This window comes from Mucilaginibacter sp. P4_A11, assembly GCF_056402535.1.
Genome location: NZ_JBFUHE010000012.1, coordinates 174,242 through 197,516, shown reverse-complemented (window position 1 = coordinate 197,516; position 23,275 = coordinate 174,242). Strand labels below are relative to the sequence as shown.

Below are 23,275 nucleotides of genomic sequence, written 5' to 3'. Positions count from 1 at the left end.
TAGGAGATTTAAGAAATGGAAGTTATTTTAAAACAAGATGTAAAAAACCTGGGTGATAAAGACGATATCGTAAATGTGAAACCAGGTTATGGCCGTAACTACCTTTTACCAAAAGGCTACGCCATATTAGCTACTGAAAGTGCACGTAAAGTTTTAGCTGAAAACCTTAAACAAGCTCAATTTAAGCAAGAAAAAATCCGCAAGGATGCTGATGCTATTGCTGCCCGTTTAGAAGGTGTTAAACTTAACATTGGTGCCAAAGCCGGCGAAACTGGCAAAATCTTCGGTGCTATCAACACTATCCAAATTGCTGATGCATTGAAAAAAGAAGGTTTTGAAGTTGACCGTCGTCGTATCACTTTTGACCAGGAGCCAAAATTTGTTGGTGAGTATGTTGCCAACATTAACCTGCACAAAGAAGTTAAAGTACAGGTTCCGTTTGCAGTAGTAGCGGAGTAATTATATTTCGGAATTCGGATTTAAGATTTCGGATTTTGAAAAATTAAACAGGTGTTTTGTTAATTCAAAACACCTGTTTTTTTATGATTAGAATTAAATAAAAACAAATCCGAAATCGAAAATTCGAAATCCGAAATCAAGAATATTTATTTCGGATTTTTGGAAAAAATTTAGAATTTTAGAGGGTGTTTTGTCAGTGGCAAAGCACCCTCTTCTTTTATAAGGAAATATTATAACAGTGTTAAAGTTTTTCAGCAAAAACAACCAGAAGTCAAAGTCGGATAAGCGGAACTCCAAATCGGAATCGAAATTTTACGGTATTCCTAAACTTATATTCAGAATTTTTAAACTGACATTCATTCTGTTTTTTGGTTTAAGCCTGCTCGGCGTAATTGGTTACCGCTTTATCAACCCTCCTTTTACCTGGTTGATGATTGAGCGGGGCTTTCAGCGTAAATCGGCAGGTAAGGAATGGAAGATAGATAAAAAGTGGAAGGATTTTGACGACATCTCAGACAATATGAAGCGGGCCGCCGTTGCCGCCGAAGACCAAACGTTTTTGGAGCACCACGGCTTCGATTTTAACGCCATTGAAAAAGCCATCGAGAAAAACTCGCACAGCAAAAAACTTATTGGCGGCAGTACCATATCGCAGCAAGTGGCTAAAAACGTTTTCCTGTGGGAAGGCCGGTCCATTTTACGCAAGGGCATCGAGGCCTACTTTACAGTGCTTATTGAAACCTTCTGGAGCAAAAAGCGCATCATGGAGGTTTACCTAAATGAAATTGAAATGGGCGATGGCATTTACGGTGTGGAAGCCGCTTCACAAGCTTATTTCCATAAGTCGGCCTCCGATTTAACCCGGCAGGAAGCTGCTGCCATAGCAGTAATCTTCCCAAGTCCGCTAAAATGGTCGGCTACTAACCCAACCAAATATTTAAGGCACAGGCAGTACCTGATTATGAAGAATATGAAAAGGTTGGGGCCGTTGGATTTTTAATCCCCCATATCTCAAAACAAAAGCGTCATTGCGAGTAACCCTCAGGGAAATCCTGAAAAAAAATCGTGATGATGTTACAATATGTTTTAGCGATGGTGCGCGGGGGCCGCGTTAGGGATTGCAGTGTAAAGCCCACAGCGTGTGTAGGGAGTGCGGGCAGGAAAGGCGAGGACTTGTAACGGAAAGCCCGGGCCGCAGGCAACGCCCATATTATAAAATTGATTAAAAAAACATACGTGATAATCAGTAATTTACAATCACGTCATTATAAGGCACGAAGCAATCCCGATTGGCAGGTCCACCCTGTATAGTTCGCGATTGCTTCGTGCCTCGCAATGACGCTTTATATTATTTATTCCATTAACTGTTTCGAACAATATATTTAGCTCAATTTCCAATCGGGCCTTTCAAAGTGGCAGGTGTACCCGTATGGATTTTTTTGAAGATAATCCTGGTGTTCGGCTTCAGCGTTCCAAAAATCAGTTGCAGGTACTACTTCAGTAACGATTTTCCCCGGCCACACGCCAGAGGCTTCCATTTCGGCAATCAACGCGTTGGCTACCTCACGCTGGCTTTCGTTCAAATAAAAAATAGCCGAACGATAAGAGGTCCCTATATCATTCCCTTGCCTGTTCCGTGTTGTAGGGTCGTGGATCTGAAAAAAGTATTCGAGCAGCTTTCGATAAGGTAATTGAGCAGGATCAAATTCAATCTCAATCCCTTCAGCATGTGTTCCATGATTCCGATAAGTTGCATTAGGCACATCTCCACCGGTATAGCCCACTACTGTGGAAATAACACCAGGATAGTGTCTGAACAATTCTTCTACCCCCCAAAAGCATCCGCCGGCCAAAATGGCTTTTTCTGTATTCATAAGGCTTTATATTTAATAAATTAAAGGTAAGGCACAAATGGGCAAATGGCAACTGATAAATGAATGATATCTGTACTCCCACAGTCATTATTTACGCAGGTTTAAGTTCAAACCTAAGGGCATTATTTTATAACGATACTGTAACCTTTTGTATATTAAGGTCATCTTACTTATATAACCAACTCCACCGCCATGATAAAACAAACACTTAAGCTCAGCTTCTCCTTGTTAACTTTTATCTTTCTGATGAATATTGCCTATAGCCAGGTTAAAAGCACCTCTCCCACTACGTTTACCGATAAAGACATGGTTCGGTGGGATTACAGCTCAAAAGTTATTGGCGAGGATTATACCATCTATGTACATTTCCCTCCGGGCTATGATACCACCAAAACTAAATACCCGGTATTATACATGACTGATGGCGACTGGAACATGACTGTAGCCATGAACTGCTTTAATATGCTGCGGCAGGACTATGAAACCACCGAAGCACTCATTGTAGGCATAGGCTACGGCGAGCGCACTAACCAACGGAGCCGCGATCTGAACCCTGCAACCGGCGGATCAAAATTCATTTCGTTTATTGAGCAGGAGGTAATCCCATTTATACAAAGTAAATACCGTGTAAGCGACAATAAAGCCCTATACGGCTATTCGTACGGAGGCATGTCTACCACTATGGTATTATTTGAGCACCCCAAGCTGTTTAACATGATCTTTATAGGCGCACCCGGTAATGGCGGCAATGAGCTGATTCCTTCGGCAAAAAAATATTTTGCCAATAACCATGATCTTAACAGCCGGGTATTTTTAGGCGTAGGCTCTTTTGAACACACCACCGCCAAAAACATTGAAGATTTTAAGGCATATATGGAAAGTCAGCACTGCAAAGGTCTTGATATAGCAACAGCCATCACTCCTAACGCCGGGCATGGAGCGGCCTTAGCCCAGGTAATGCAAAACGCTATTGCATTTGCTTATTGTAAAAAACATAAAGAGATAAGCATACCTGTTAAAGATCTGCAGCAATATACCGGCACTTATATTATACCAGGCGATAGTACTAAAAGTAAATTCAAACTATATGTAGCGGATAACAAACTTTACTTTGCAAACAATGACCAACCGCCTATAGTCTTTGTACCCTTTGCTAAAGATTCATTTTTCATGTATGAAAACGAAAGAGATGAGATCTTTTTCCGTACCGAAGCCGGCAAGATGTATATACTTTACAGCCCGCTGCATGAAAAACCCACCCGGTTGGATAAAGTGAACTAAAGTTTATTTGGAGTTCAATAACGTCATTAAATCCGGGTGGTATACAGAAGTTAAAAATTCGGTGATGGTAAACTTGGCAACATTACGTTTATAAAATGGGTCCTCGCTGATAACCTTCTCTATTTTTTCCTTTGAACTTGCATTTGCAACGATAAAACCGCCTGTAAGCGGAACTTTTCGCCCCCATACAATTAACACCTTTTCATCATAATATTTTTTGAGATGATTTAAATGGACTTCCATGTAAGCATCCACCACCTCAAGAGGTGCTATATATTCGAGATCAATAAGAAACATAAGCGTTATATATTAATACTACGGCAAGGCATTGTTCAACCAAAGTTATCGAATTATTTATACTTCCAATGCCTTGATTTACCTTCCGTAAGCCATTCAGCAGCTGTTTCCATGCGTTTAAGGCGGGTAGCTTCGGTTTTGGCTTCGGTTATCCAGTCTATGTATTCCTTTTTCTGCGAATAGCTAAACTGATTTAAATTAAGCCACGCTTGCGGATGAGCCTCTAAAAATTTCATGAAGTAGTCAGGGATTATTAACTCTCCTCTTTCGGCAGGCGCCTTTTTTGCAGGGGCTGGTTTTACTTTATTATCTTCATTTAAGATTATAGCCTGATGTATAAATTCAACCAGTACATCTTTTGGCGGCAGGTCATCAATGCTGCTTAAGCGGCCAAAACTACCCGCTGCCTGATCGGCCAGGCTCAATACTTTTTGCGGATCGTACAATAAAGATGCCTTCCAAAATCCAAACGAGCAATGCTGTTTAAAAGCCGCCATGGCGCAAACCACACCTTTATAATCAAAAAAAGGCATGCTCCATTTCATGGTTTCAGTTACCATAGGCGCAGTTTCGTGTACCAGGGCCCTGATGTAGTTTAAAATTGGTCGTGCAAATTCAGGCGATTTTTCAATGTAGGCATCAACCCGGTTATCGTAATGTTCCATAATTAAAGTTAATGATTACAATAACTCCAGCAAAAATCTACACCACAAAAAAAGCCCCCCGGTTAACGGAGGGCTTCATATGCTTGTTTACCAGATATTATTGGCTGGTAAATTTCTTAGCGTTGATTTTACGTTCGTTCTCGTTAAGATAGATCTTACGTAAACGGATGCTTTGCGGTGTAACCTCAATGTACTCATCGGCTTGGATATACTCCATTGACTCCTCTAATGAGAACTTAATAGCCGGAGCAATACGTACGTTGGTATCGCTACCTGATGCACGCATGTTGGTTAACTGCTTGCCTTTAGTTAAGTTAATAACCAAATCGTTATCGCGGATGTGCTCGCCTAAAACCTGGCCTTCGTAAATGTCAACTCCCGGATCAACGTGAAACCTGCCACGATCCTGTAATTTATCAATTGCGAAAGCAGTAGTTTTACCGGTATCCATTGATACCAATACTCCATTTAAACGGCCCGGGATCTGACCTTTCCATGGTTCGTATGCTTTGAAACGGTGTGCCATAATAGCCTCGCCGCCTGTTGCAGTTAATACGTTGTTACGTAAACCGATGATACCGCGTGCAGGGATATCAAACTCAAGGTGCTGCAAATCGCCTTTAGGCTCCATGATCAACAGATCACCTTTACGTTGCGTTACCAGCTCAATTACTTTACCGGCAACATCGCCCGGTACATCAACAATAAGGGTTTCAACCGGCTCACATTTAACTCCGTTAATTTCTTTAACGATAACCTGTGGCTGACCAACCTGCAATTCGTAACCTTCGCGACGCATAGTTTCGATCAATACCGACAAGTGAAGGATACCACGACCATAAACTAAATATGAATCAGGCGATTCGGTTTCAACAACCTTAAGCGCCAGATTTTTTTCCATCTCTTTGTACAAACGGTCGCGCAGGTGGCGTGAAGTAACAAATTTACCTTCTTTACCAAAGAAAGGTGAAGTATTGATGGTGAACAACATGTTCATTGTTGGCTCATCAATTTTAATTACTTCCAGTTGTTCTGGTTTTTCAAAATCGGCAATAGTATCACCAATATCAAAACCTTCAATACCTACTACGGCACAGATATCGCCCGAGCTAACTTCAGTAGCGCGTACTTTACCCAAACCTTCAAATGTATAAAGTTCTTTAATTCTTGATTTTTGGATAGTGCCATCGCGTTTTACCAATGATACCGGCTGGTTTTCTTTGATAGTACCACGGGCAACCCTGCCGATAGCGATACGGCCTACGAAAGATGAGTAATCTAACGAAGTGATCTGCATTTGTAAAGTTCCTTCAGCAATAGGTGCAGGAGGAATGTTTTCCAAAATGGCATCCATTAACGGGAAAATATCCGTTGTTGGTTTTTTATAATCTGTGCTCATCCAGCCTTGTTTTGATGAACCGTAGATAACCGGGAAATCCAGTTGCTCTTCAGTAGCTTCAAGGTTGAAGAATAATTCAAAAATCTGTTCGTAAACTTCTTCAGGGCGACAGTTTTCTTTGTCAACTTTGTTTACAACCACAATTGGCTTAAGACCTAAAGCCAAAGCTTTTTGTGTTACGAAACGTGTTTGAGGCATAGCACCTTCAAAAGCGTCGCAAAGCAATAACACACCATCAGCCATTTTCAATACACGCTCAACCTCGCCACCAAAATCGGCGTGACCAGGGGTATCGATAATGTTGATCTTAACATCTTTATACATTACCGAAACGTTTTTTGAAACGATGGTGATACCACGCTCACGTTCAAGGTCATTGTTGTCGAGGATCAACTCTCCGGTTTGCTCATTGTCCCTAAAAATGGCACAGCTGTGCAGAATTTTATCAACCAAAGTAGTTTTACCGTGGTCAACGTGCGCTATAATCGCGATATTTCTTATTTTTTGCATTGAAATGCTCCCTAAAATTTGGCGCAAAGGTACGCTTAATATATGAGATTATAAAGCGTTTACAAGTTATAGTTGATAATTAATACACTATGCTTACGAAACAACGCTTACAGGATAAGCCTTAAAGATACATGGACGACCTTAATTGTTACTTCTTTCTATAATTTTTATTGGCAATTCTATAATTTTTGCTGAATTTAGATCGAAATGAAAAAACTTATCACGCTCCTGTTCACGGTAATATTTGCTGTCAATATAATCCATGCCCAAACTAACTGGATAACCCATAAAGCCGATAATCGTGTTTCACTTAAATTTCCTACTGAACCGGTGGAAAAAATAAAAGGCACCTTCATCGCAACATCCAAAGATACATTGGTAGCTTACGTTTTTACCGTCGTTGATTTTGCGGCGACTGCCGGTGTTGATTCAACTGCAATTGCCCCTTATAAAACTACACCAGAATTTGCCTCCCAACTAAAAGCAGGTATACTAAAAAGCCTTCCAACTGTTGAGCTCGAAGATTTTAAAATAGGGACATGGAAAGGATTTACCAACTACACAAGTACCGGAGTTGACGATAAAAGCAAAAAATACTTCTTATTTATGTTCATCATTGGCAATAAGCTTTATAGTGTATCATCAATTTTAGCTCCCAATGCAGATATCAAAAAGAAAGACGAGTTTGTATCTACCGTAGAAATAAGTAATTAAAACTATCCCTATCTACCAAAAGCCCAAACCAAAAACTTACTCATTGCCTTGCCCCAGGTAGTAACATCATGGGTACCTCCTACTATTTCAACATACTGTATTTCCTCCGGGCGTTTAAACCCTTTGGTCTCCATTTCCCTGATTAGGTCGATGGTATCATCAATGGCATCAATAATGCCGTTTTTATTCCGGTCGCTGCTTTCGTCTTTAGTACCGGTTTGCAGCCAGGCGCTGATAGCGGGCTTAGCTTTAGTTTCCCTTATTACCTGGTGCATCAGCCTGTCGGCCTCTGTATAACCTTTGGCAAGGTCTTTTCCCCGCCACCAAAATGACCCTGAAAAAACGCCGGCCTTATTAAACAATGCAGCATTGTTCCAAACAATGTCGAAAGCAGATAAGCCGCCGAGCGAAAAGCCAGCGAACGCAGTTGTATCAAATTCATTAAAACCTGTCAATTGCTCTAATTGAGGCAGCAATTCTTCTTTTATAAATTGCGTATAGATATCAGCTTTAGCACCCCTGCCTTTAAAATCGGGTTTACCGGCAATACCATATTCATCTAGGCGGTCTTCACCAGCATGGATAGCCACAATCAGTACGGGTTTAAGGCGATTGGTATTATATAATGTTTCGAGGGTTGCTTTTAGTCCCAGGTTTTCAAGTTCCTGCCCGTCGTTAAGCAGCAGCAGGTTCAGGGGCTCGGCAATATCACTATCCTCGGGTTTCAGTATGGTTAAGTTTACTTCCCGCCCAAGCACTGCCGAGGTTATATTTATATCTTGTTCAATAATCGTCATTTCAGTATCAAGCCAGCCCGGGTACATCTCTTTCTAAATTAAATTAAGGGCGCAAAAATAAACTATACTTTTTACTTTTTGGGGCTAAGGATTAATATTATCAGGCTGTTGCCTTTTTCAAACAAACCTCCTAACTTACAATCATTATAAAAACTACACTGCTTTGACCGAAAAATTTCACCGCTGGCATTCCCCCAACACCAACACCGACCTCGAAATGCTGGTATTCGGCGACCGTGGTTACCCCGTAATTGTTTTCCCTACCACCAAAGGCCGCTATTATCAAAACAAAGATTTCGGGCTGATCGAGAGCGTAAAATGGTTTATCGATAACGGCCTGGTGAAGATCTACTGCCCCGATACCATCGACGACCGCAGCTGGTACAACAAAGGCATCCACCCGGCCGACAGGGCCAAAACCTATGCCGGGTATGACCGTATGCTGCTGAACGAGCTTATCCCCTGGGCCATGCATGAAACAGGTGTTGGCAAAGTAGCTGTTGCCGGCTGCAGCTTCGGCGGATATCACGCAGCCAATTTTGCATTCAAGCATCCCGAAAAGGTAAGGCACCTGTTTAGCATGGGCGGGGCATTTGATATCAAAATGTTTACCGATGGTTATTATGATGACAATATATTTTATAATAACCCGGTTGATTTTTTGCCGGGCAGCAACCAGCATGATCTTTGGCAAATGAATATCATCCTTGGTACATCCGAGCACGACATATGCAAAGGATATAATATCCAGCTCTCAAACATTTTAAAGCAAAAAAACATTAAACATTGGCTGGATATCCGCCCGTTTGCCAATCATGACTGGCCCATCTGGCGCGAAATGTTCCCACATTATCTATCAACCATCAAATAAAGAGTCAAGAAAGCAAGAACAAAGAGTCGAGAAATTAAGAACCAGGAGACAAGAAAAAAAAGCAGAAAATAAAGAAATAGGAGACAATATTTAATACTACTGAAACCCAAAGAAAAACAAATATATAAACACCTACTATCATGAAAAAAATTGGCATCTTATTCGGACAGGAAGATTCGTTTCCACAAGCATTTGTTGATCGGATAAACCAAAAAGCAGAAAAAGGCATCAGTGCCGAGTTTGTTCGGCTTGATAAGGTAATGCAGGCCGAACCGCTTGACTATGCTGTGATCGTCGACCGTATTTCGCAGGATGTTCCTTACTATCGTGCAGCCTTAAAAAATGCTGCCATTTGCGGCAAAGCCGTGATCAACAACCCCTTTTGGTGGAGTGCCGACGAAAAGTTTTTCAACAATGCCCTCGCCGTAAAAATTGGGGTTCCGGTTCCTAAAACAGTGATCCTGCCATCAAAAGAACTGCCCAACGACACTACCAATAAATCGTTTCGTAACCTGGCCTATCCCTTAGACTGGAATGGTATTTTTAACTATGTAGGTTTTCCGGCCTATATGAAACCATTTGACGGCGGCGGCTGGAAAGAAGTTTACAAAATTGAAAACGAGAAGGATTTTTTCGACAAATACAATAAAACCAAACAATATGTAATGATGCTGCAGGAAGAGGTTGTTTTTGACGATTACTTCCGTTGCTATTGCATTGGCGGCAAGCATGTACGCATTATGCAGTATGAGCCGCGCAACCCACATCACCTGCGTTACGAGCATGGCAAAGCACCTGCATCAAAAAAATTACTGGATACTGTTAAAGATTATGTTATTAAACTGAACCAATATTTAGGTTACGATTTTAACACAGTTGAGTTTGCTATACGCGATGGCATCCCTTACGCAATCGACTTCTGCAACCCTGCCCCTGATGCCGAAGTTACCAGCGTAGGCCAGGAAAACTTCGATTGGGTGGTTGAAACCGCCGCCGATTATGCTATTGACCGCGCAAAAAGTCAAAAAGACGGTATTGATAACCTTACCTGGGGCGAGTATGTAAAAACATCGGCAGCAAAAACACCGCTGGTAGCAGCCGTTAAAAAAGCAGCGGCTAAAGCAGATGTTTCGGTAGCTGCAGTTGATCATACTATTGAAGCGGAAGGGGAAGTGAAGAAAGCTAAAGCAGTTAAAGCGCCGGTTGCAAAAACTGTTGTAGCAAAAGAACCAGTAGTAAAAGCGGCGGCTGTAAAAGAAAAAGCAGCGCCTAAGCCAAAAAAGATGGCTAAGAAATAATACCAAGTCATGCCGAACTTGTTTCGATACCTCATCTGCTAAGTTGAACTTGCATGGTTTATACCCTGCATTGGGGTGCTGAAACAAGTTCAGCATGACGTTTTTTATTAATAACCCTAACCAATTATGAACGAATTTACCTTAGGCGTTGAAGAAGAATTTATGGTGATTGATCCCGTATCGCGGGAACTAAAATCGCATGAGCAAAAAATAGTAGATAGCGCGCAAAAGATCCATGAAGACCAGGTAAAGGCCGAAATGCACCAGGCAGTGGTTGAAGTAGGTACGCACATTTGCCGCAATACAGAGGAAGCCCGTAAAGAGGTAAGTAAGCTGCGAACAACAGTGGCTCAACTGGCCGGCGATATTGGTCTGCGGATTGGCGCCGCCGGCACCCACCCCTTTTCGCACTGGCAGCATCAGTTAATTACCGATAATCCGAGGTATTTTGAAATTGTGGATGAGATGCAGGAGGCTGCCCGTTCAAACCTCATTTTCGGGTTACATGTACATGTGGGCATCCAGTCGCGTGATATGGCTATTCACATTGCTAACCAGGTACGGTACTTTTTACCGCACATTTATGCATTGTCAACCAATTCCCCCTTTTGGGAAGGACGAAATACGGGTTTCAAATCATTCCGCACCAAGGTTTTTGACAAGTTTCCGCGTACAGGCATCCCTGATTATTTCAGCAGTATTGAGGAGTACGACCGCTACATTAAGCTGCTGGTAAAAACCAATTGTATTGATAACGCCAAGAAGATCTGGTGGGATATCCGGGTACACCCCTTCTTTGAAACCATCGAGTTCCGCATTTGCGACTGCCCAATGCTGGTTGATGAAACTATAGCTTTTACCGCGTTATTCCAGGCTTTGTGCGCTAAGTTGTATAAGCTAAGGGCGCAAAACATGACGTTCATTAACTATTCACGCGCACTCATCAATGAAAATAAATGGCGTGCCGCCCGTTACGGTATCGACGGTAAAATGATTGATTTTGGAAAGGAAATGGAGGTAAATACCCGTTCGCTGATTTTAGAGTTGCTTGATTTTGTTGACGATGTAGTTGATGAACTTGGCTCGCGCGATGACCTGCAATATGTACATAATATATTGGAGCATGGCACCGGTGCCGACAGGCAACTGGCCATTTACCAGCAAAACAATAACTTTACCGACGTGGTTGACTATATCACTTCGCAAACGTTGAAAGGATTGTAGGAGCCAAATTAAAATGTCATTTCGATAGAGCCAGGGCAGGCCGGGCGCCGGAGCGAAAGAGAAATCTTATACGCCATGCAGGGTTCACTGCATGGCGTATAAGATTTCTCCTCACCGCCCCTCGCAATTCCCAACCGGTTCGTCGAAATGACACTTGGATTTTTTGATTGATAAAACAGGACTTTATAATATGACGGAAAAACCGGAAATAAAAGTGGCCATACTTGATCTGTATGATGGGATAGCGAACGAAGGTATGCGTGGTTTCCAGGATATTTTGAAGCGATATAAGGCCGAACATGATCTGAATTTAAGTTACCAGATTTTTGATGTACGTCGTAAATGCGAAATGCCGGGCATTAATTTTGATATTTACATTTCAAGCGGCGGCCCCGGCAACCCTTTGGAAACCGAGGGTACCGAATGGGAAAAGAAATACTTTAACCTGGTTAACAAGCTGGAAGATCACAACCTGTCAAACAACAGTAACAAAAAACATGTATTCTTCGTGTGCCACTCGTTTCAGCTGATGTGCCGTTATTACAAACTGGGCGATATCAATATGCGCCGTTCGCCTTCATTTGGGGTGCTACCTGTAAATAAGACTGATTTGGGTTTGAATGAACCATTATTTGAAGGTTTGGCCGAACCTTTTTACGCCGTTGATTCGCGAAGCTGGCAGGTGATCAATCCGGATGAAAAACGGTTTAATGAGTTGGGTATGCAACTGGTAGCTATCGAAAAAGAGCGACCACATATTGACATGCCGCGGGCTATGATGGCCATCAGGTATAATGATTACTTTTTCGCCACACAGTTTCATCCTGAAGCTGATGCTGGGGGAATGAAAGGGATGTTGCTTCGTGAAGAAAAAAAAGATGAAGTGATCAGCGAGCATGGAGAGGTTAAATACCGTGAGATGCTTGACCGGCTTGACGATCCGGATAAAATAACGCATACCCAACACACGCTTATTCCAAATTTTTTGGACGCAGCGGTAGAAAGTGTATTGGGTGTGGTGTAATTATAATCTTCTGTCGGGTGTAGAGTGCCTGTCATCCTGAGCCTGTCGAAAGGTGACAGGCACTATTGTCATTTCACTTCCACGCCGTCATGCTGAACTTGTTTCAGCACCCCACAAGAAAGGTGGGCGATTTGCTTAGCATGTGGCTTGGCGAGTGAGGTGTTGAAACAAGTTCAACATGACGATAATTTTTAATTATGTCATAATAAACTTACTGTGATTTAAATATGATTATCTATGAATCCATCAGTCAGAGAAACATTTAACGAAAAATTCAGCGACGAGAAATACAGTCAATTTCTTGACAAGCTCAATAATGGCTTAAAGGAGCTTGTCTCCTTCCGTGTGGCGGAAACCCCTGTTTTTTTGACTGAAGATTTCCGCGATAAGCTTATAGCAGCTGGGAATGATATCGTAGACTCCATCCTCCGTCCTGATTTTAAAGAACTTACTGAACGGGCCATTCCTGATTTTTGGCGGGTAGCTAATGAAAACAATCATTCTCATTTTATCGCTTTGGATTTTGGCATCTGTAAAGATGAGCAGGGAAATATCGTTCCAAAACTGATCGAATTGCAGGGTTTCCCTTCACTTTACGGTTTCCAGGTACATTTGGGCGATACTTACCGGGAAGTCTATGATATTCCCGACAATGAAACCATCTTTTTTAGTGGATTGAATAAGGAAAGTTATCTCGATCTGCTTAAAAAAACAATCATCGGCCCTTACCGGCCAGGTGAAGTTGTATTGATGGATGTGAACGCCCCGGAACAAAAAACAGCAGTCGACTTTTATCTTACCCAAAAGTACATCGGCATACCAGTGGTGTCATTAAGCGATCTGATTCAGGATGGTAAAAAGCTATATTACTTGGCCGGCGATCAAAAGAAACAAATTAAACGTATCTACAATCGTTTGATATTTGACGAGATTGCAGGTGACCCGGAAATCTTTACTCAATTTGCCGATATCAGGCAGCCTCTTGAGGTTGAATGGATCACGCACCCAAACTGGTTTTACCGCATCAGCAAATTCACCATGCCTTTTTTAACAGGCGATCATATCCCAAAAACGCAGTTTTTGCACCAGGTACAACAAATTCCTGCCGATTTGGAAAACTATGTACTTAAACCGTTGTTCTCTTTTGCAGGTCAGGGCGTAATTATTGATATTAGTAAGGAAGATATAGAGGCCATCACAGATCCTGAAAATTGGATCTTACAGCAAAAGGTAAATTACGAACCCGTTCTACAATCACCGGAAGGCGGCGTAAAGGCTGAGATCAGGCTGCTGTACCTTTGGCCGGAGGGGGATGATAAACCTACGCTTGCTATCAACCTTGCACGGCTAAGCCGCGGAAAAATGATAGGAGTACGCTATAACAAGGATTATAATTGGGTTGGCGGCACAATTGCTTTTATGCGCCGTTAAACTTTGTACTAATTACCCTGTCTGTACGTATATATTAAATAATGCTTAATTTTGTCTTTATGAATATGCAGATCATCATTATCGCGATACTTTTTGCAGGCGCTGTTTTCTACATCGGCCGTATGATGTATAAGACTCTTACTACCAAAAAAAGTTGTGGTGGCAATTGCAAATGTGGTGTTGATTTTTCAGGTATTGAACCTGGAAAAACCGCTAAATAATGCTAAATTCCCATTTCATACAATCTTCATAACTAACCAATACTTTTAGTAAAGTAATTTCTCTTAATGTCGTCAAGCAAGCAAGTTTTTCAGGCTGATAATCCCGGTAGGTGGAACCGTTTTAAATGGCTAAGCCGTGTACTACTGGCTGTGTTGATTATTGGTATTATAGCCGTAATTGTTACTATCCGTTCAACATACTACCCCGAGCTACCCAACCTTAACCCTGCTCCAAAAAAAATGACCAAAGAGGAGCTTGAGAAGTTAAAACAATCAACTAAGTTTAAATCGTTCAAAATACAAAAATCTGAAATAGAAGCCCTTGAACGTGCTAAAAAACTTCACCAGCTTAAACAACCCAACAATAAAGACCGGATCAATGCTGCTTTTTACCGCGCTTGGGAACCTCAAGCCTATAACTCACTGGTAGTAAATATCGGCCACCTGGATATGGTGGTAAGTGAAGGTTTTTTTATAGCGCCAAAAACAGATACCGTTATCACCAAGCTCGATACCGGGCTAATGAACCTCAATAAAAAGTACAACAAGCCTATTATTGTTTCGCTATCAAACTACGTAAACTATGATAATGCACATGGTGGCTATGATACTAAGGATGTTGACCGCATTGTTAACAACAAAGCACTTCGTGGTAACTTCATTAATAGCATAGTTAATGCACTTACCAAAAATAAGCTAAAGGGAATCAATGTTGATTTTGATGAGCTCAAAGATCGTAACAGCAAAAACTACATCACTTTTCAAAAAGAGCTTTATGAAACCCTGCATGCAAAAGGTTTTCTGGTTACGCAAAACATAGTGCCCGAAGATGAAAGCTTCGACATTACAAAACTGCAGCATGTGAACGACTTCCTGTTTATCATGGCTATTGATGAGCATTATGAAGCTACCAACGCCGGCGACCTTTCAAACCAGCGCTGGGTTGAGCAGATCCTGGATGATGTGTGTTCAAAGGTACCTTCAGAAAAAATAATTTTAACATTTGCAGGTGGTGCTTATGATTGGCGCGAAAACAGCGTAGGTAAAACAATGGGATATCAGCAGGCTATCAGTACTGCCGATGAGCAAAAAAGCAAGATCATCTTCGACCCAAGTTCGGCCAACCTGCACTATACTTATATGGACAAGGATAGTCTTGACCATACTGTATATTTTACCGATGCCGCAACCAATTTTAACGTGATCCGCATGGCCGACGACTGGGCAACCGGTGGCGTGGCTTTATGGCGTTTAGGTGCAGAAGACCCACGCCTATGGACGTTTTTTCAGAAAAACCTGTCGATAGATTCTTTGAGAAAAACAGGTATCGACATGCGCAAACTTACTTCGGTAGGTTTGAACAACCGCGTAAATGTTGATTATGATGGCGATGGCGAGGTGCTTGACCTCATCACAACGCCTACAACAGGCGAGATCAATGTAAAAATGGATACCTCCACGTTTACTATTCTTGATCAGCATTATATAAAACTTCCTACCAAATACGTGATTCGGCGGTATGGTTATGCCCCTAAAAAAGTAGTTTTGACTTTTGACGATGGCCCCGATCCTGATTTCACACCACGTATTTTAGATATCCTTAAAGCCGAAAAAGTACCCGCAGCTTTCTTTGTGGTTGGCTCCATGGCCGAAAAAAACATACAACTGTTGCGCCGCGAATATGAAGAAGGCTACGAAATAGGTAACCATACCTTCTTCCACCCTGATATTTCAACCATCAGTTTAAAAAGGGTGATACTGGAACTTAACTCCACCCGTAAACTTATTGAATCGGTAACCGGCCGAAGTACTATTTTGTTCCGCCCGCCGTTTAATGCCGACGCTGAGCCGCAAACCCTTGCAGAGGTTATCCCGGTTGCTGAAAGCCGCCGTCAAAGCTATATCACCATCGGCGAATCTATCGACCCATGGGATTGGCAGCCCGGTGTAACTGCTGATAGTATTATAGCCCGTACTATAAGGCAAAAAGATAACGGATCGATGATATTGCTGCACGATGCTGGTGGCGATACCCGCGAAGAAACTGTTAAAGCCCTGCCCGAGATCATCCATTACTTTAAATCGCACGGCTACCAGTTCACAACCATTGCTGATGTGCTTGGTAAAACTAAAGACGATCTGATGCCGCCGATTAAAAATGATCCAAGCACAGGCATTTTCGGCCCGGCTTATGACGTTTTTGTTCATGGCTATTACTATATCAATTGGGCGTTGATCTATGTATTCCTGTCGGCTATATTCCTGGCTATCGTACGCATTGTACTTATAGGAATTTTAGCAGTGAGGCAGCGGAGCGTGGATAAAAAATCCAAAAAACTTGATCGCAATATTGATGCGATGCCGGCAGTGAGCATTATTGTGCCTGCTTATAATGAAGAAATAAATGCGGTAGCAACTATACAAAGCCTGCTTAAAACCGACTATCCATCATTCGAGATTATTTTTGTTGATGACGGATCAAAAGATAAAACGTTTGAAGTTGTAGAGGCTGCTTATAAAGGCAACCCGCTAATCAAAATTTTGACCAAACCAAACGGCGGTAAGGCATCAGCCCTAAACTTTGGCATAACTCACGCACAAAACGATTTTGTTATTTGTATTGATGCCGATACTCAACTCAAAACGGATGCTGTTTACCAATTGATGACCTATTTTACCGATGAGGAAATAGGCGCCGTAGCCGGAACCGTTAAGGTTGGTAACGAAACCAATATCATTACACGCTGGCAGTCGATAGAATATATCACAGCCCAAAACATGGATCGACGTGCTTTCGATCTTATCAATAGTATTACTGTTGTGCCGGGTGCAATAGGTGCATTCCGTAAATCGGCTATTTTCCGCGCGGGAGGCTTTACTTATGATACACTTGCCGAGGATTGTGATTTAACTATGCGCATCCTTAAACAAGGCTATGTGGTGCGCAATTGCGCCGAAGCCATTGCTTATACCGAAGCGCCTGAAAGCATCAATATGTTGCTTAAGCAGCGTTTCCGCTGGAGTTTCGGCGTAATGCAAAGCTTCTGGAAAAACCGTGATGCGCTATTTAACAAAAAATACAAATTTTTTGGGATGGTGGGGATGCCTAACATTCTCATTTTCCAGATCATATTACCATTGTTCTCCCCTCTTGCAGACCTGATGATGTTGTTCGCCCTGTTTGGCGAAAAGCCAGAGAAGATGCTGCTTTATTATGTAGCGTTTGTGGTGGTTGATTTTATAGTAGGCATCATCGCTTTCCGTATGGAAAAGGAAGATTACAGGAAGCTCATCTACATTATTCCGCAGCGGTTTATGTGGCGGCAGCTGATGTATTATGTACTCTTTAAATCCTTGCGTAAAGCTTTAAAAGGCGAGTTGAGCGGATGGGGTGTACTTAAACGTACCGGCAATGTGAATGTTGGCGGTGCAGGCAGTAAAAAAACGCAGCCGATATATATAGTGATTGCCGTTGCTGTGATTGTAGCGATAGGATATTTGCTTTATAAGCACTATAGTTAGTATTACCGGGCCTGTAGTTTACAACTACATACGGATTCGAAGTCAGAGAATCGAATAGCATTTTTCTTATTCTATACTACAGACTACTCTCTTTCAATCAAACAAACTGCATAAGCCACTACCCCTTCTTCACGGCCAATAAAGCCCATTTGCTCGTTGGTAGTAGCTTTAATGGAGATATCCTCCTCACTGATCCCTGCAGCTTCGGCTATATAGGCTTGCATTGCGGGTATATGCGGATTGATCTTTGGCGCTTCAAGGCATACCATGGCATCGATATTGCCAATGGCAAAACCCTTTTCTTTTATAAGAGCTACAACATGCTGCAAAAGGATTAGGCTGCTGATGCCTTTCCAGCGGTCGTCTTTATTTGAAAAATGAAAGCCTATATCGCGCAGGTTCGCTGCGCCCAGCAGAGCATCGCAAATTGCGTGTAATAATACATCGGCATCCGAGTGGCCGTAAGCACCCGCATGGTGCTCAAGTTTAACTCCGCCTAAAACAAACGGGTGATTTTCTTTTAACTGGTGTACATCAAACCCAAAACCTACCTTAATTTTACCCATTATCTTTTAGAAGCATTTGTTGTACCGCCAAAATTTGCCGACAAAGTGAAGCGCAAAGTATTGGCCAGGGCACTATTTTGCTGGCTGGCTGCCAGGTAAGAAAAATCGAAATCAAAAACACTGTATTTAAAACCTATCCCCATAGTAACATAATGCCTGTCGCCTTTGTTAGGGTTTTCGTAAAAGTAGCCTGCTCTTACGGCAAACTGTTTGTTATACCAATATTCAACGCCCGGCGAAAAGCTAATTTCCTTCAACTCTTCACTAAAGCCACCCGGTGCGTCACCAAATGATTGAAAAAGACCGGCGGGTACAGATACGTTATCGTCCTTTCCTTTTATAATCTTGCCATCCACATCGCGCAGGGGTGGAGTTGGTACCAACAGCTTGTTGATATCAAAAGTAGCTGTAAACTCATTGGTTTCATCAAGCTGCCAGGTATTGGCCACACCTATTTTTAAGTTGGCGGGTAAAAAATATTTATTACCTACGTCGCTGTAGCTGATCTTGGTGCCAATATTTGAAATGTGTGTTCCAAAGGCAAAAAGGTTACCATCACCATAAGGTGCTGTATAGTATAATGAAACGTCGGCCGCCAAAGCATTGCCTGCTTTTGCCGCCTGGCTTGAGCCGGTAGCAAACGAGATACTTGATATATTGGAATGGATGTACCGCGCGGTCAGGCCCAGCGAAAAATTATCGCCAAACTTACGGGCAAATGAAACATCCAGCGAATACTCATTTGGAGTGTAAGTGCCCTGGTCGTTTGTGTTATCGTCGGTAAGCTGGATTGAACCGTAATTAAAATACCGGAGCGAGGCGCCTATGGTATTTCGTTCATCAATTTTATGGGCATAGCTCAGGTATGATAAGCTAATATCGGGCACAAGGTGTCTTAACCAGGGGCTGTATGATACCGATAATGCATCGTTACTTTCCAGAAATGCAAGTTTTGATGGATTCCAGAAATTTGCATTTACATCTGGCGACAAAGCCACCCCCGCATCTCCCATAGCACCCGAACGCGAATCCGGCGAAATATTTAAAAAAGGAACTTCGGTGGGAATTGCATTAACATTACTTCCGTTAGTATTTGTTTGCGCAGCTGCTGCCAGAGGTAATAAAAAGGGGGTAATAATAGCAAGGCCTCGAAATGTAAAAAGCTTCATTTGTAGGAGTTAGGTTATCACAATTTGTATTTATATAATAGGATCATGGCTTGTTTTGCATTTTCAAGCCCTGGCCTTTTGCTGAAAGTTAAACCAAAAATTTAAATCAACGCAACTAATTTCATCAATTTTTCGTTAAAACCCCCGATAACTGTACTATTTATTTCTAAATAATGGTTCATAAGCATAAGCACTGTATCCATTTTTTTATAAATTTACCACTTAATATAACTGTAAAAATATGAAAATACTTTTTACTAAAACTGCTCTTGGACTGTTGGCTTTAGGTGCCGTGATGAGTAGCTGCAGTAAACGTGAGCAATCGCAAAAAACGGGTATAACTTATAACGATAAAAACAATGGCGGTTACGAGCGTTTCAGGCAAAGCCATCCATCTCCGGGGCCGGGTTTAGTGCCCATAGAAGGTGGTACCTTTGTTATGGGTGGTAGTGCCGATCAGGACATCACTTACGATTATAACAACGTACGCCGCAGGGTTACCGTACCATCTTTCTATATGGACGAAACCGAAGTATCCAACCAGGACTGGCTTGATTATCTGCACTGGATAAACATTACTTTCCCGCAGGACCGCGAATTATACTATAACGCTGTGCCAGATACACTTGTTTGGCGCCGGCCATTATCATACAATGAGCCTTATGTAGATAACTATCTGCGCCACCCGGCATTTCAGGATTACCCTGTTGTTGGTATAACCTGGGATCAGGCGCAGGATTATTGCTCATGGCGTACCGACCGTACCAACGAAAATATTTTACGTGAAACAGGCAAGTTAGTAGCCTGGAAAGACCAAGGCAAAAAAGGCGGCGGCGGCGACGCAGGTATAGCGGCTAACGGACAGCCATTTAACACAGATATTTATCTGAACGGTCAAATGACAGGTGCAGGTGTAGACGGTAAAAAGATGATGCCTAACCTGAGCCCTAATGCCCAGGCAGGTACAGGAAAAGGTGGCAAAGCCGTTAGGCCGGTACGCATGGAAGATGGTATCTTAAAACAAGCTTATCGCCTGCCATCGGAGGCTGAATGGGAATATGCAGCATTAGCCCTTGCAGGTAATACTCAATTCGAAAACATCGACGACGGTAAAATATACACCTGGAATGGTTTGGGTGTACGTTCGGCAAAAAGTAAAACACGTGGTTTGATCATGGCTAACTTTAAACGCGGCAGCGGCGACAATGCCGGTGTTGGCGGTTACCTGAATGATAAGGCGGATATTACAGCTCCGGTACGTTCATATGCCCCTAATGATTTTGGGTTGTACAATATGGCAGGTAACGTTAATGAATGGGTTGCTGATACTTATCGTCAAACATCATTTGAAGAAGTTGAAGACTTTAACCCTTTTCGTGGTAACGAGTTTTCTAACAAACGTTTGGCTGATCCAAGCAAAGGCCTTTATGCCAAAGATAAATATGGCAAGCCTATAAAAGATCCTGCACATGCCAATAAAAAGTTAAAATACAGCGAGCTTTTGGCTTTACAACAACAAAGCTCAGCTGCTCAAACTGCCAATCCAAATGCACCGCTTGCAACTACGCAAACAGGTTCACTCCCGGTTGATTCATTGCTGCCTAAAAACTCAGGAAAGGCTTACAACCCTGATGCAAGGGGCGAAAAAGATGAAGTTAATAAAGCCCTTTACGGAACAACCACATTGGTTAACGATCACTCTAAAGTTTACAAAGGCGGCTCATGGAATGATATGGCCTTTTGGTTAAACCCGTCTACACGCCGCTTTATGGATCAGGACGAGGCAAGTGCCGAAGTTGGTTTCCGTTGCGCTATGACATTAGTTGGCGCCCCTGAAATTAATCCTAACGGTAAACCTCATTATCCGGTTAAAAAAGCAAAGCCATTTAAAACAAAATAATTTATAACAGATATTTTGAGCAAGGCCTTTCAGAAATGAAAGGCCTTGTTTGTTTTAGACCAGAAACAAAATAGATTATCGCAATTCTTCATTAATTTGCCGCAGCAACGCGCTATCCATCAATCGGTTCAACCCATTGGCTTCGCCATGCCGGAGCTTCAAAAGGATCTGCGAAATATTGAGTTTCATGTGTTACTTTACCTTCGCGAAACTCCATAATACTTACAGTGTACGCTGGTTTCTCCTGGTAGTTGATGATATATTCTGTTATCCAGACATCACCTTTTCCAAGGATCCGCCTAACACGGAAACCCGACGGCTTACCAGGATGATGCCCCCGCAGGGCCTGTAAGTTATTTCGTCCAAAAATCCGTTCGCCCGACTGGGGATAATCACAGATTACATCGTCATCGTAGATATCATGCTCTGCGTTTATATCACCGGCTGCCGATGCCTGCCAGTGCGTATTCAGGGCTGCAAGTATTTGCTCATCTTCCATGGTGTCTTAGTTGAGGTTTTATTGTGCTTTTGATGGTTATAGTATTACAATCTAATCATATTTAAGTAGTGATTGGTAATCATTATTCTGAAAATAAAATCTATATAAAGCAAAATCCCGGAAAACATTTCGTTATCCGGGATTTTACTTTAGCTGAAAAGGGTATTATTGACGTTAATACCCTGGATTTTGTACCAGGTTTTTATTGGCTAAAAGCTCCCTTTGAGGTACCGGAAAAACCAATGACGGTGAGCTGAATAGGGTATTATTTGCCTTACCTTCCAATCGTTTTACATCCTGAAGTGCAAACCCTTCAAAGTGTAACTCAAGTATTCGCTCCCTGATTATGTCACCAAGTTTTACGGTTCCGATAGGCGTTGCGCCTGCCCTTACTCTTATTTTATTCACATCTGCTGTTGGAGTTGCTCCTATAGCGGTCCCATTACGAAAATTCCCCTCCGCGCGGATCAAATACATTTCTGCTAAACGTACAACATGCGCGTTACCAAGTGAATTATTATATTTTTTGGTGCGATAATATAAGGGATTCCCATCATCATCAGTTGTGGCTGTAAAAAACTTACCCCTGCTATCATTTGTGGCAAATGAATCAGCCACAAAAGTTGTTTTAGCTCTTACATCTCCCCGGCCACCAAAACCTGATGAAGCAAAATAAGTATTAAACGAATTTATTCCCTGCTGAGAGGTTACTTGTATGGCAAATATATCCTCAGAAGTATTATCAAAATGCGCTGCGCTGGTGCCGCTTGGAAACTCAGCTGCATATGTTGCATTTAAACTATAATTACCTGATGAAATTACATTATTGGCTTCCGTCACTGCTAAAGTATAATTTCTTTGTTGTAAATAAAGCCTTGCTAAAATAGCCTGCGCTGCCCCTTTTGTAGCCCTGAATGAATTATCTTCAGGAAGTTTGGCTTCCGCATCAGTTAAATCACTTATAGCCTGGTCATACACAGCTTTAACTGTAGCCCGTGAAACATATGATGCATCACTAACCACTGTTGTTGGTGTCAGCACTATTGGCACCGCCAAATTCGAAGAAGGAGTGCCATCGTTATAAGCTTTTCCGTAAAGCCTTGCTAAATCAAAATACATTAAACCACGTATAAATTTAGCCTCCCCCTCAGTTCTGTCTTTATCATCGGGTACAACCTTGCTTAAATTAGCCAATACGTTATTTGCTAAGTTGATAGTTTGATAGCCCCTAAGCCAGGTATCTTCCACAAAACCGTTATCAACAATGATTTTTTGGTTAACCATCTGGGTTAACTCCTGGAAAGTACCTGTCCAATTGACAATCGCTTGCGTAGCCATAAGATCTGAGTACATAAATATATCGCCAGCATACAGATCTGATTGCGCCATTCTGTTATAGGTACCTACAAGGGTACTTTGAACATCCTTTGCCGTAACAATAGCCTGACTTTGATCAATGGAACCTGTAGGCTTTATATCAAGTGCTTTATTACACGCGGCCACGCTTACAGTAAGCGCAATTGCAGCAGTATATAAAAAATATTTTCTTTTCAT

Annotated in this window: 21 protein-coding genes; 12 read left to right on the top strand and 9 right to left on the bottom strand. The window is 42.1% G+C overall.

Going from position 1 to position 23,275, the window contains the following annotated elements; genetic code table 11:
- Positions 1 to 15 precede the first annotated feature (15 nt).
- Together rplI and mtgA are read left to right on the top strand one after the other, a co-directional pair.
- Positions 16 to 459 (top strand): 50S ribosomal protein L9, encoded by a 444-nt coding sequence (gene rplI / locus AC1DUD_RS22150; RefSeq protein ID WP_091166691.1) that lies wholly within the window; start codon positions 16 to 18, stop codon positions 457 to 459.
- Positions 460 to 790: 331 nt separating this feature from the next.
- Positions 791 to 1,459 carry a monofunctional biosynthetic peptidoglycan transglycosylase gene (gene mtgA / locus AC1DUD_RS22145; protein WP_477378500.1) on the top strand — a complete coding sequence of 223 codons (669 nt, stop codon included), beginning with the start codon at positions 791 to 793 and terminating at the stop codon, positions 1,457 to 1,459.
- A 382-nt stretch (positions 1,460 to 1,841) separates the two neighbouring features.
- Here mtgA and msrA read toward each other — a convergent pair whose 3' ends face one another.
- Positions 1,842 to 2,333, bottom strand: a complete 492-nt coding sequence (msrA, locus tag AC1DUD_RS22140) for a peptide-methionine (S)-S-oxide reductase MsrA (RefSeq protein ID WP_477378421.1) — start codon at positions 2,331 to 2,333, stop codon at positions 1,842 to 1,844.
- Positions 2,334 to 2,525: 192 nt separating this feature from the next.
- Here msrA and AC1DUD_RS22135 point away from each other — a divergent pair, with 192 nt between their 5' ends.
- Positions 2,526 to 3,614: an alpha/beta hydrolase gene (locus AC1DUD_RS22135; RefSeq protein WP_477378419.1), complete on the top strand. Its 1,089-nt coding sequence runs from the start codon at positions 2,526 to 2,528 to the stop codon at positions 3,612 to 3,614.
- Positions 3,615 to 3,617: 3 nt separating this feature from the next.
- Here AC1DUD_RS22135 and AC1DUD_RS22130 read toward each other — a convergent pair whose 3' ends face one another.
- From AC1DUD_RS22130 to typA, 3 genes are all read right to left on the bottom strand, one after another.
- Positions 3,618 to 3,911, bottom strand: coding sequence for a YciI family protein (locus AC1DUD_RS22130; protein ID WP_477378417.1), 294 nt, complete (start codon positions 3,909 to 3,911; stop codon positions 3,618 to 3,620).
- Positions 3,912 to 3,964: 53 nt separating this feature from the next.
- Positions 3,965 to 4,576 (bottom strand): YdeI/OmpD-associated family protein, encoded by a 612-nt coding sequence (locus AC1DUD_RS22125; protein ID WP_477378415.1) that lies wholly within the window; start codon positions 4,574 to 4,576, stop codon positions 3,965 to 3,967.
- A gap of 97 nt (positions 4,577 to 4,673) precedes the next feature.
- Positions 4,674 to 6,485: a translational GTPase TypA gene (typA, locus tag AC1DUD_RS22120; protein WP_477378413.1), complete on the bottom strand. Its 1,812-nt coding sequence runs from the start codon at positions 6,483 to 6,485 to the stop codon at positions 4,674 to 4,676.
- A 207-nt stretch (positions 6,486 to 6,692) separates the two neighbouring features.
- On the opposite strand from typA, the gene AC1DUD_RS22115 reads away from it, so the two are divergent.
- The gene (locus AC1DUD_RS22115; protein WP_477378411.1) at positions 6,693 to 7,199 is read left to right on the top strand and encodes a hypothetical protein; all 507 of its coding nucleotides are present in this window, start codon (positions 6,693 to 6,695) and stop codon (positions 7,197 to 7,199) included.
- Between the two features lie 8 nt (positions 7,200 to 7,207).
- Here the strand turns inward: AC1DUD_RS22115 and AC1DUD_RS22110 are convergent, their stop codons facing one another.
- Positions 7,208 to 8,023, bottom strand: coding sequence for an alpha/beta hydrolase (locus AC1DUD_RS22110; protein ID WP_477378409.1), 816 nt, complete (start codon positions 8,021 to 8,023; stop codon positions 7,208 to 7,210).
- Between the two features lie 136 nt (positions 8,024 to 8,159).
- Here AC1DUD_RS22110 and AC1DUD_RS22105 point away from each other — a divergent pair, with 136 nt between their 5' ends.
- The 7 genes from AC1DUD_RS22105 (at position 8,160) to AC1DUD_RS22075 (ending at position 17,587) form a co-directional block, all read left to right on the top strand.
- Positions 8,160 to 8,867 carry an esterase family protein gene (locus AC1DUD_RS22105; protein ID WP_477378407.1) on the top strand — a complete coding sequence of 236 codons (708 nt, stop codon included), beginning with the start codon at positions 8,160 to 8,162 and terminating at the stop codon, positions 8,865 to 8,867.
- Positions 8,868 to 9,007: 140 nt separating this feature from the next.
- Positions 9,008 to 10,165: an ATP-grasp domain-containing protein gene (locus tag AC1DUD_RS22100; protein ID WP_477378405.1), complete on the top strand. Its 1,158-nt coding sequence runs from the start codon at positions 9,008 to 9,010 to the stop codon at positions 10,163 to 10,165.
- 126 nt (positions 10,166 to 10,291) lie between these two features.
- Positions 10,292 to 11,389 (top strand): carboxylate-amine ligase, encoded by a 1,098-nt coding sequence (locus tag AC1DUD_RS22095; protein WP_477378403.1) that lies wholly within the window; start codon positions 10,292 to 10,294, stop codon positions 11,387 to 11,389.
- A 190-nt stretch (positions 11,390 to 11,579) separates the two neighbouring features.
- A complete protein-coding gene (locus AC1DUD_RS22090) occupies positions 11,580 to 12,413 on the top strand; it encodes a type 1 glutamine amidotransferase (RefSeq protein ID WP_477378401.1) in 834 nt (277 codons plus the stop codon).
- Between the two features lie 237 nt (positions 12,414 to 12,650).
- The gene (locus AC1DUD_RS22085; RefSeq protein WP_477378399.1) at positions 12,651 to 13,844 is read left to right on the top strand and encodes a hypothetical protein; all 1,194 of its coding nucleotides are present in this window, start codon (positions 12,651 to 12,653) and stop codon (positions 13,842 to 13,844) included.
- 65 nt (positions 13,845 to 13,909) lie between these two features.
- On the top strand, positions 13,910 to 14,065 hold the full coding sequence (locus AC1DUD_RS22080; protein ID WP_477378397.1) for a FeoB-associated Cys-rich membrane protein: 156 nt from the start codon (positions 13,910 to 13,912) through the stop codon (positions 14,063 to 14,065).
- 66 nt (positions 14,066 to 14,131) lie between these two features.
- Complete coding sequence (locus AC1DUD_RS22075) at positions 14,132 to 17,587, top strand: trifunctional glycoside hydrolase family 18/polysaccharide deacetylase/glycosyltransferase family 2 protein (protein WP_477378395.1); 3,456 nt, start codon at positions 14,132 to 14,134, stop codon at positions 17,585 to 17,587.
- An 83-nt stretch (positions 17,588 to 17,670) separates the two neighbouring features.
- Here the strand turns inward: AC1DUD_RS22075 and ispF are convergent, their stop codons facing one another.
- Both ispF and porV read right to left on the bottom strand, forming a co-directional pair.
- Entirely contained in the window at positions 17,671 to 18,153 is a 483-nt protein-coding gene (gene ispF, locus AC1DUD_RS22070; RefSeq protein WP_477378393.1) for a 2-C-methyl-D-erythritol 2,4-cyclodiphosphate synthase, read from the bottom strand.
- Positions 18,153 to 19,322: a type IX secretion system outer membrane channel protein PorV gene (gene porV, locus AC1DUD_RS22065; protein ID WP_477378391.1), complete on the bottom strand. Its 1,170-nt coding sequence runs from the start codon at positions 19,320 to 19,322 to the stop codon at positions 18,153 to 18,155. Before porV ends, ispF begins: the two co-directional genes overlap by 1 nt.
- Positions 19,323 to 19,563: 241 nt before the next feature.
- Between porV and AC1DUD_RS22060 the strand changes: the two genes are divergently transcribed.
- Positions 19,564 to 21,222 (top strand): SUMF1/EgtB/PvdO family nonheme iron enzyme, encoded by a 1,659-nt coding sequence (locus AC1DUD_RS22060; RefSeq protein ID WP_477378389.1) that lies wholly within the window; start codon positions 19,564 to 19,566, stop codon positions 21,220 to 21,222.
- Between the two features lie 112 nt (positions 21,223 to 21,334).
- Here AC1DUD_RS22060 and AC1DUD_RS22055 read toward each other — a convergent pair whose 3' ends face one another.
- Positions 21,335 to 21,721 (bottom strand): nuclear transport factor 2-like protein, encoded by a 387-nt coding sequence (locus tag AC1DUD_RS22055; RefSeq protein WP_477378387.1) that lies wholly within the window; start codon positions 21,719 to 21,721, stop codon positions 21,335 to 21,337.
- Positions 21,722 to 21,895: 174 nt separating this feature from the next.
- On the bottom strand, positions 21,896 to 23,275 hold the full coding sequence (locus AC1DUD_RS22050; protein WP_477378385.1) for a RagB/SusD family nutrient uptake outer membrane protein: 1,380 nt from the start codon (positions 23,273 to 23,275) through the stop codon (positions 21,896 to 21,898).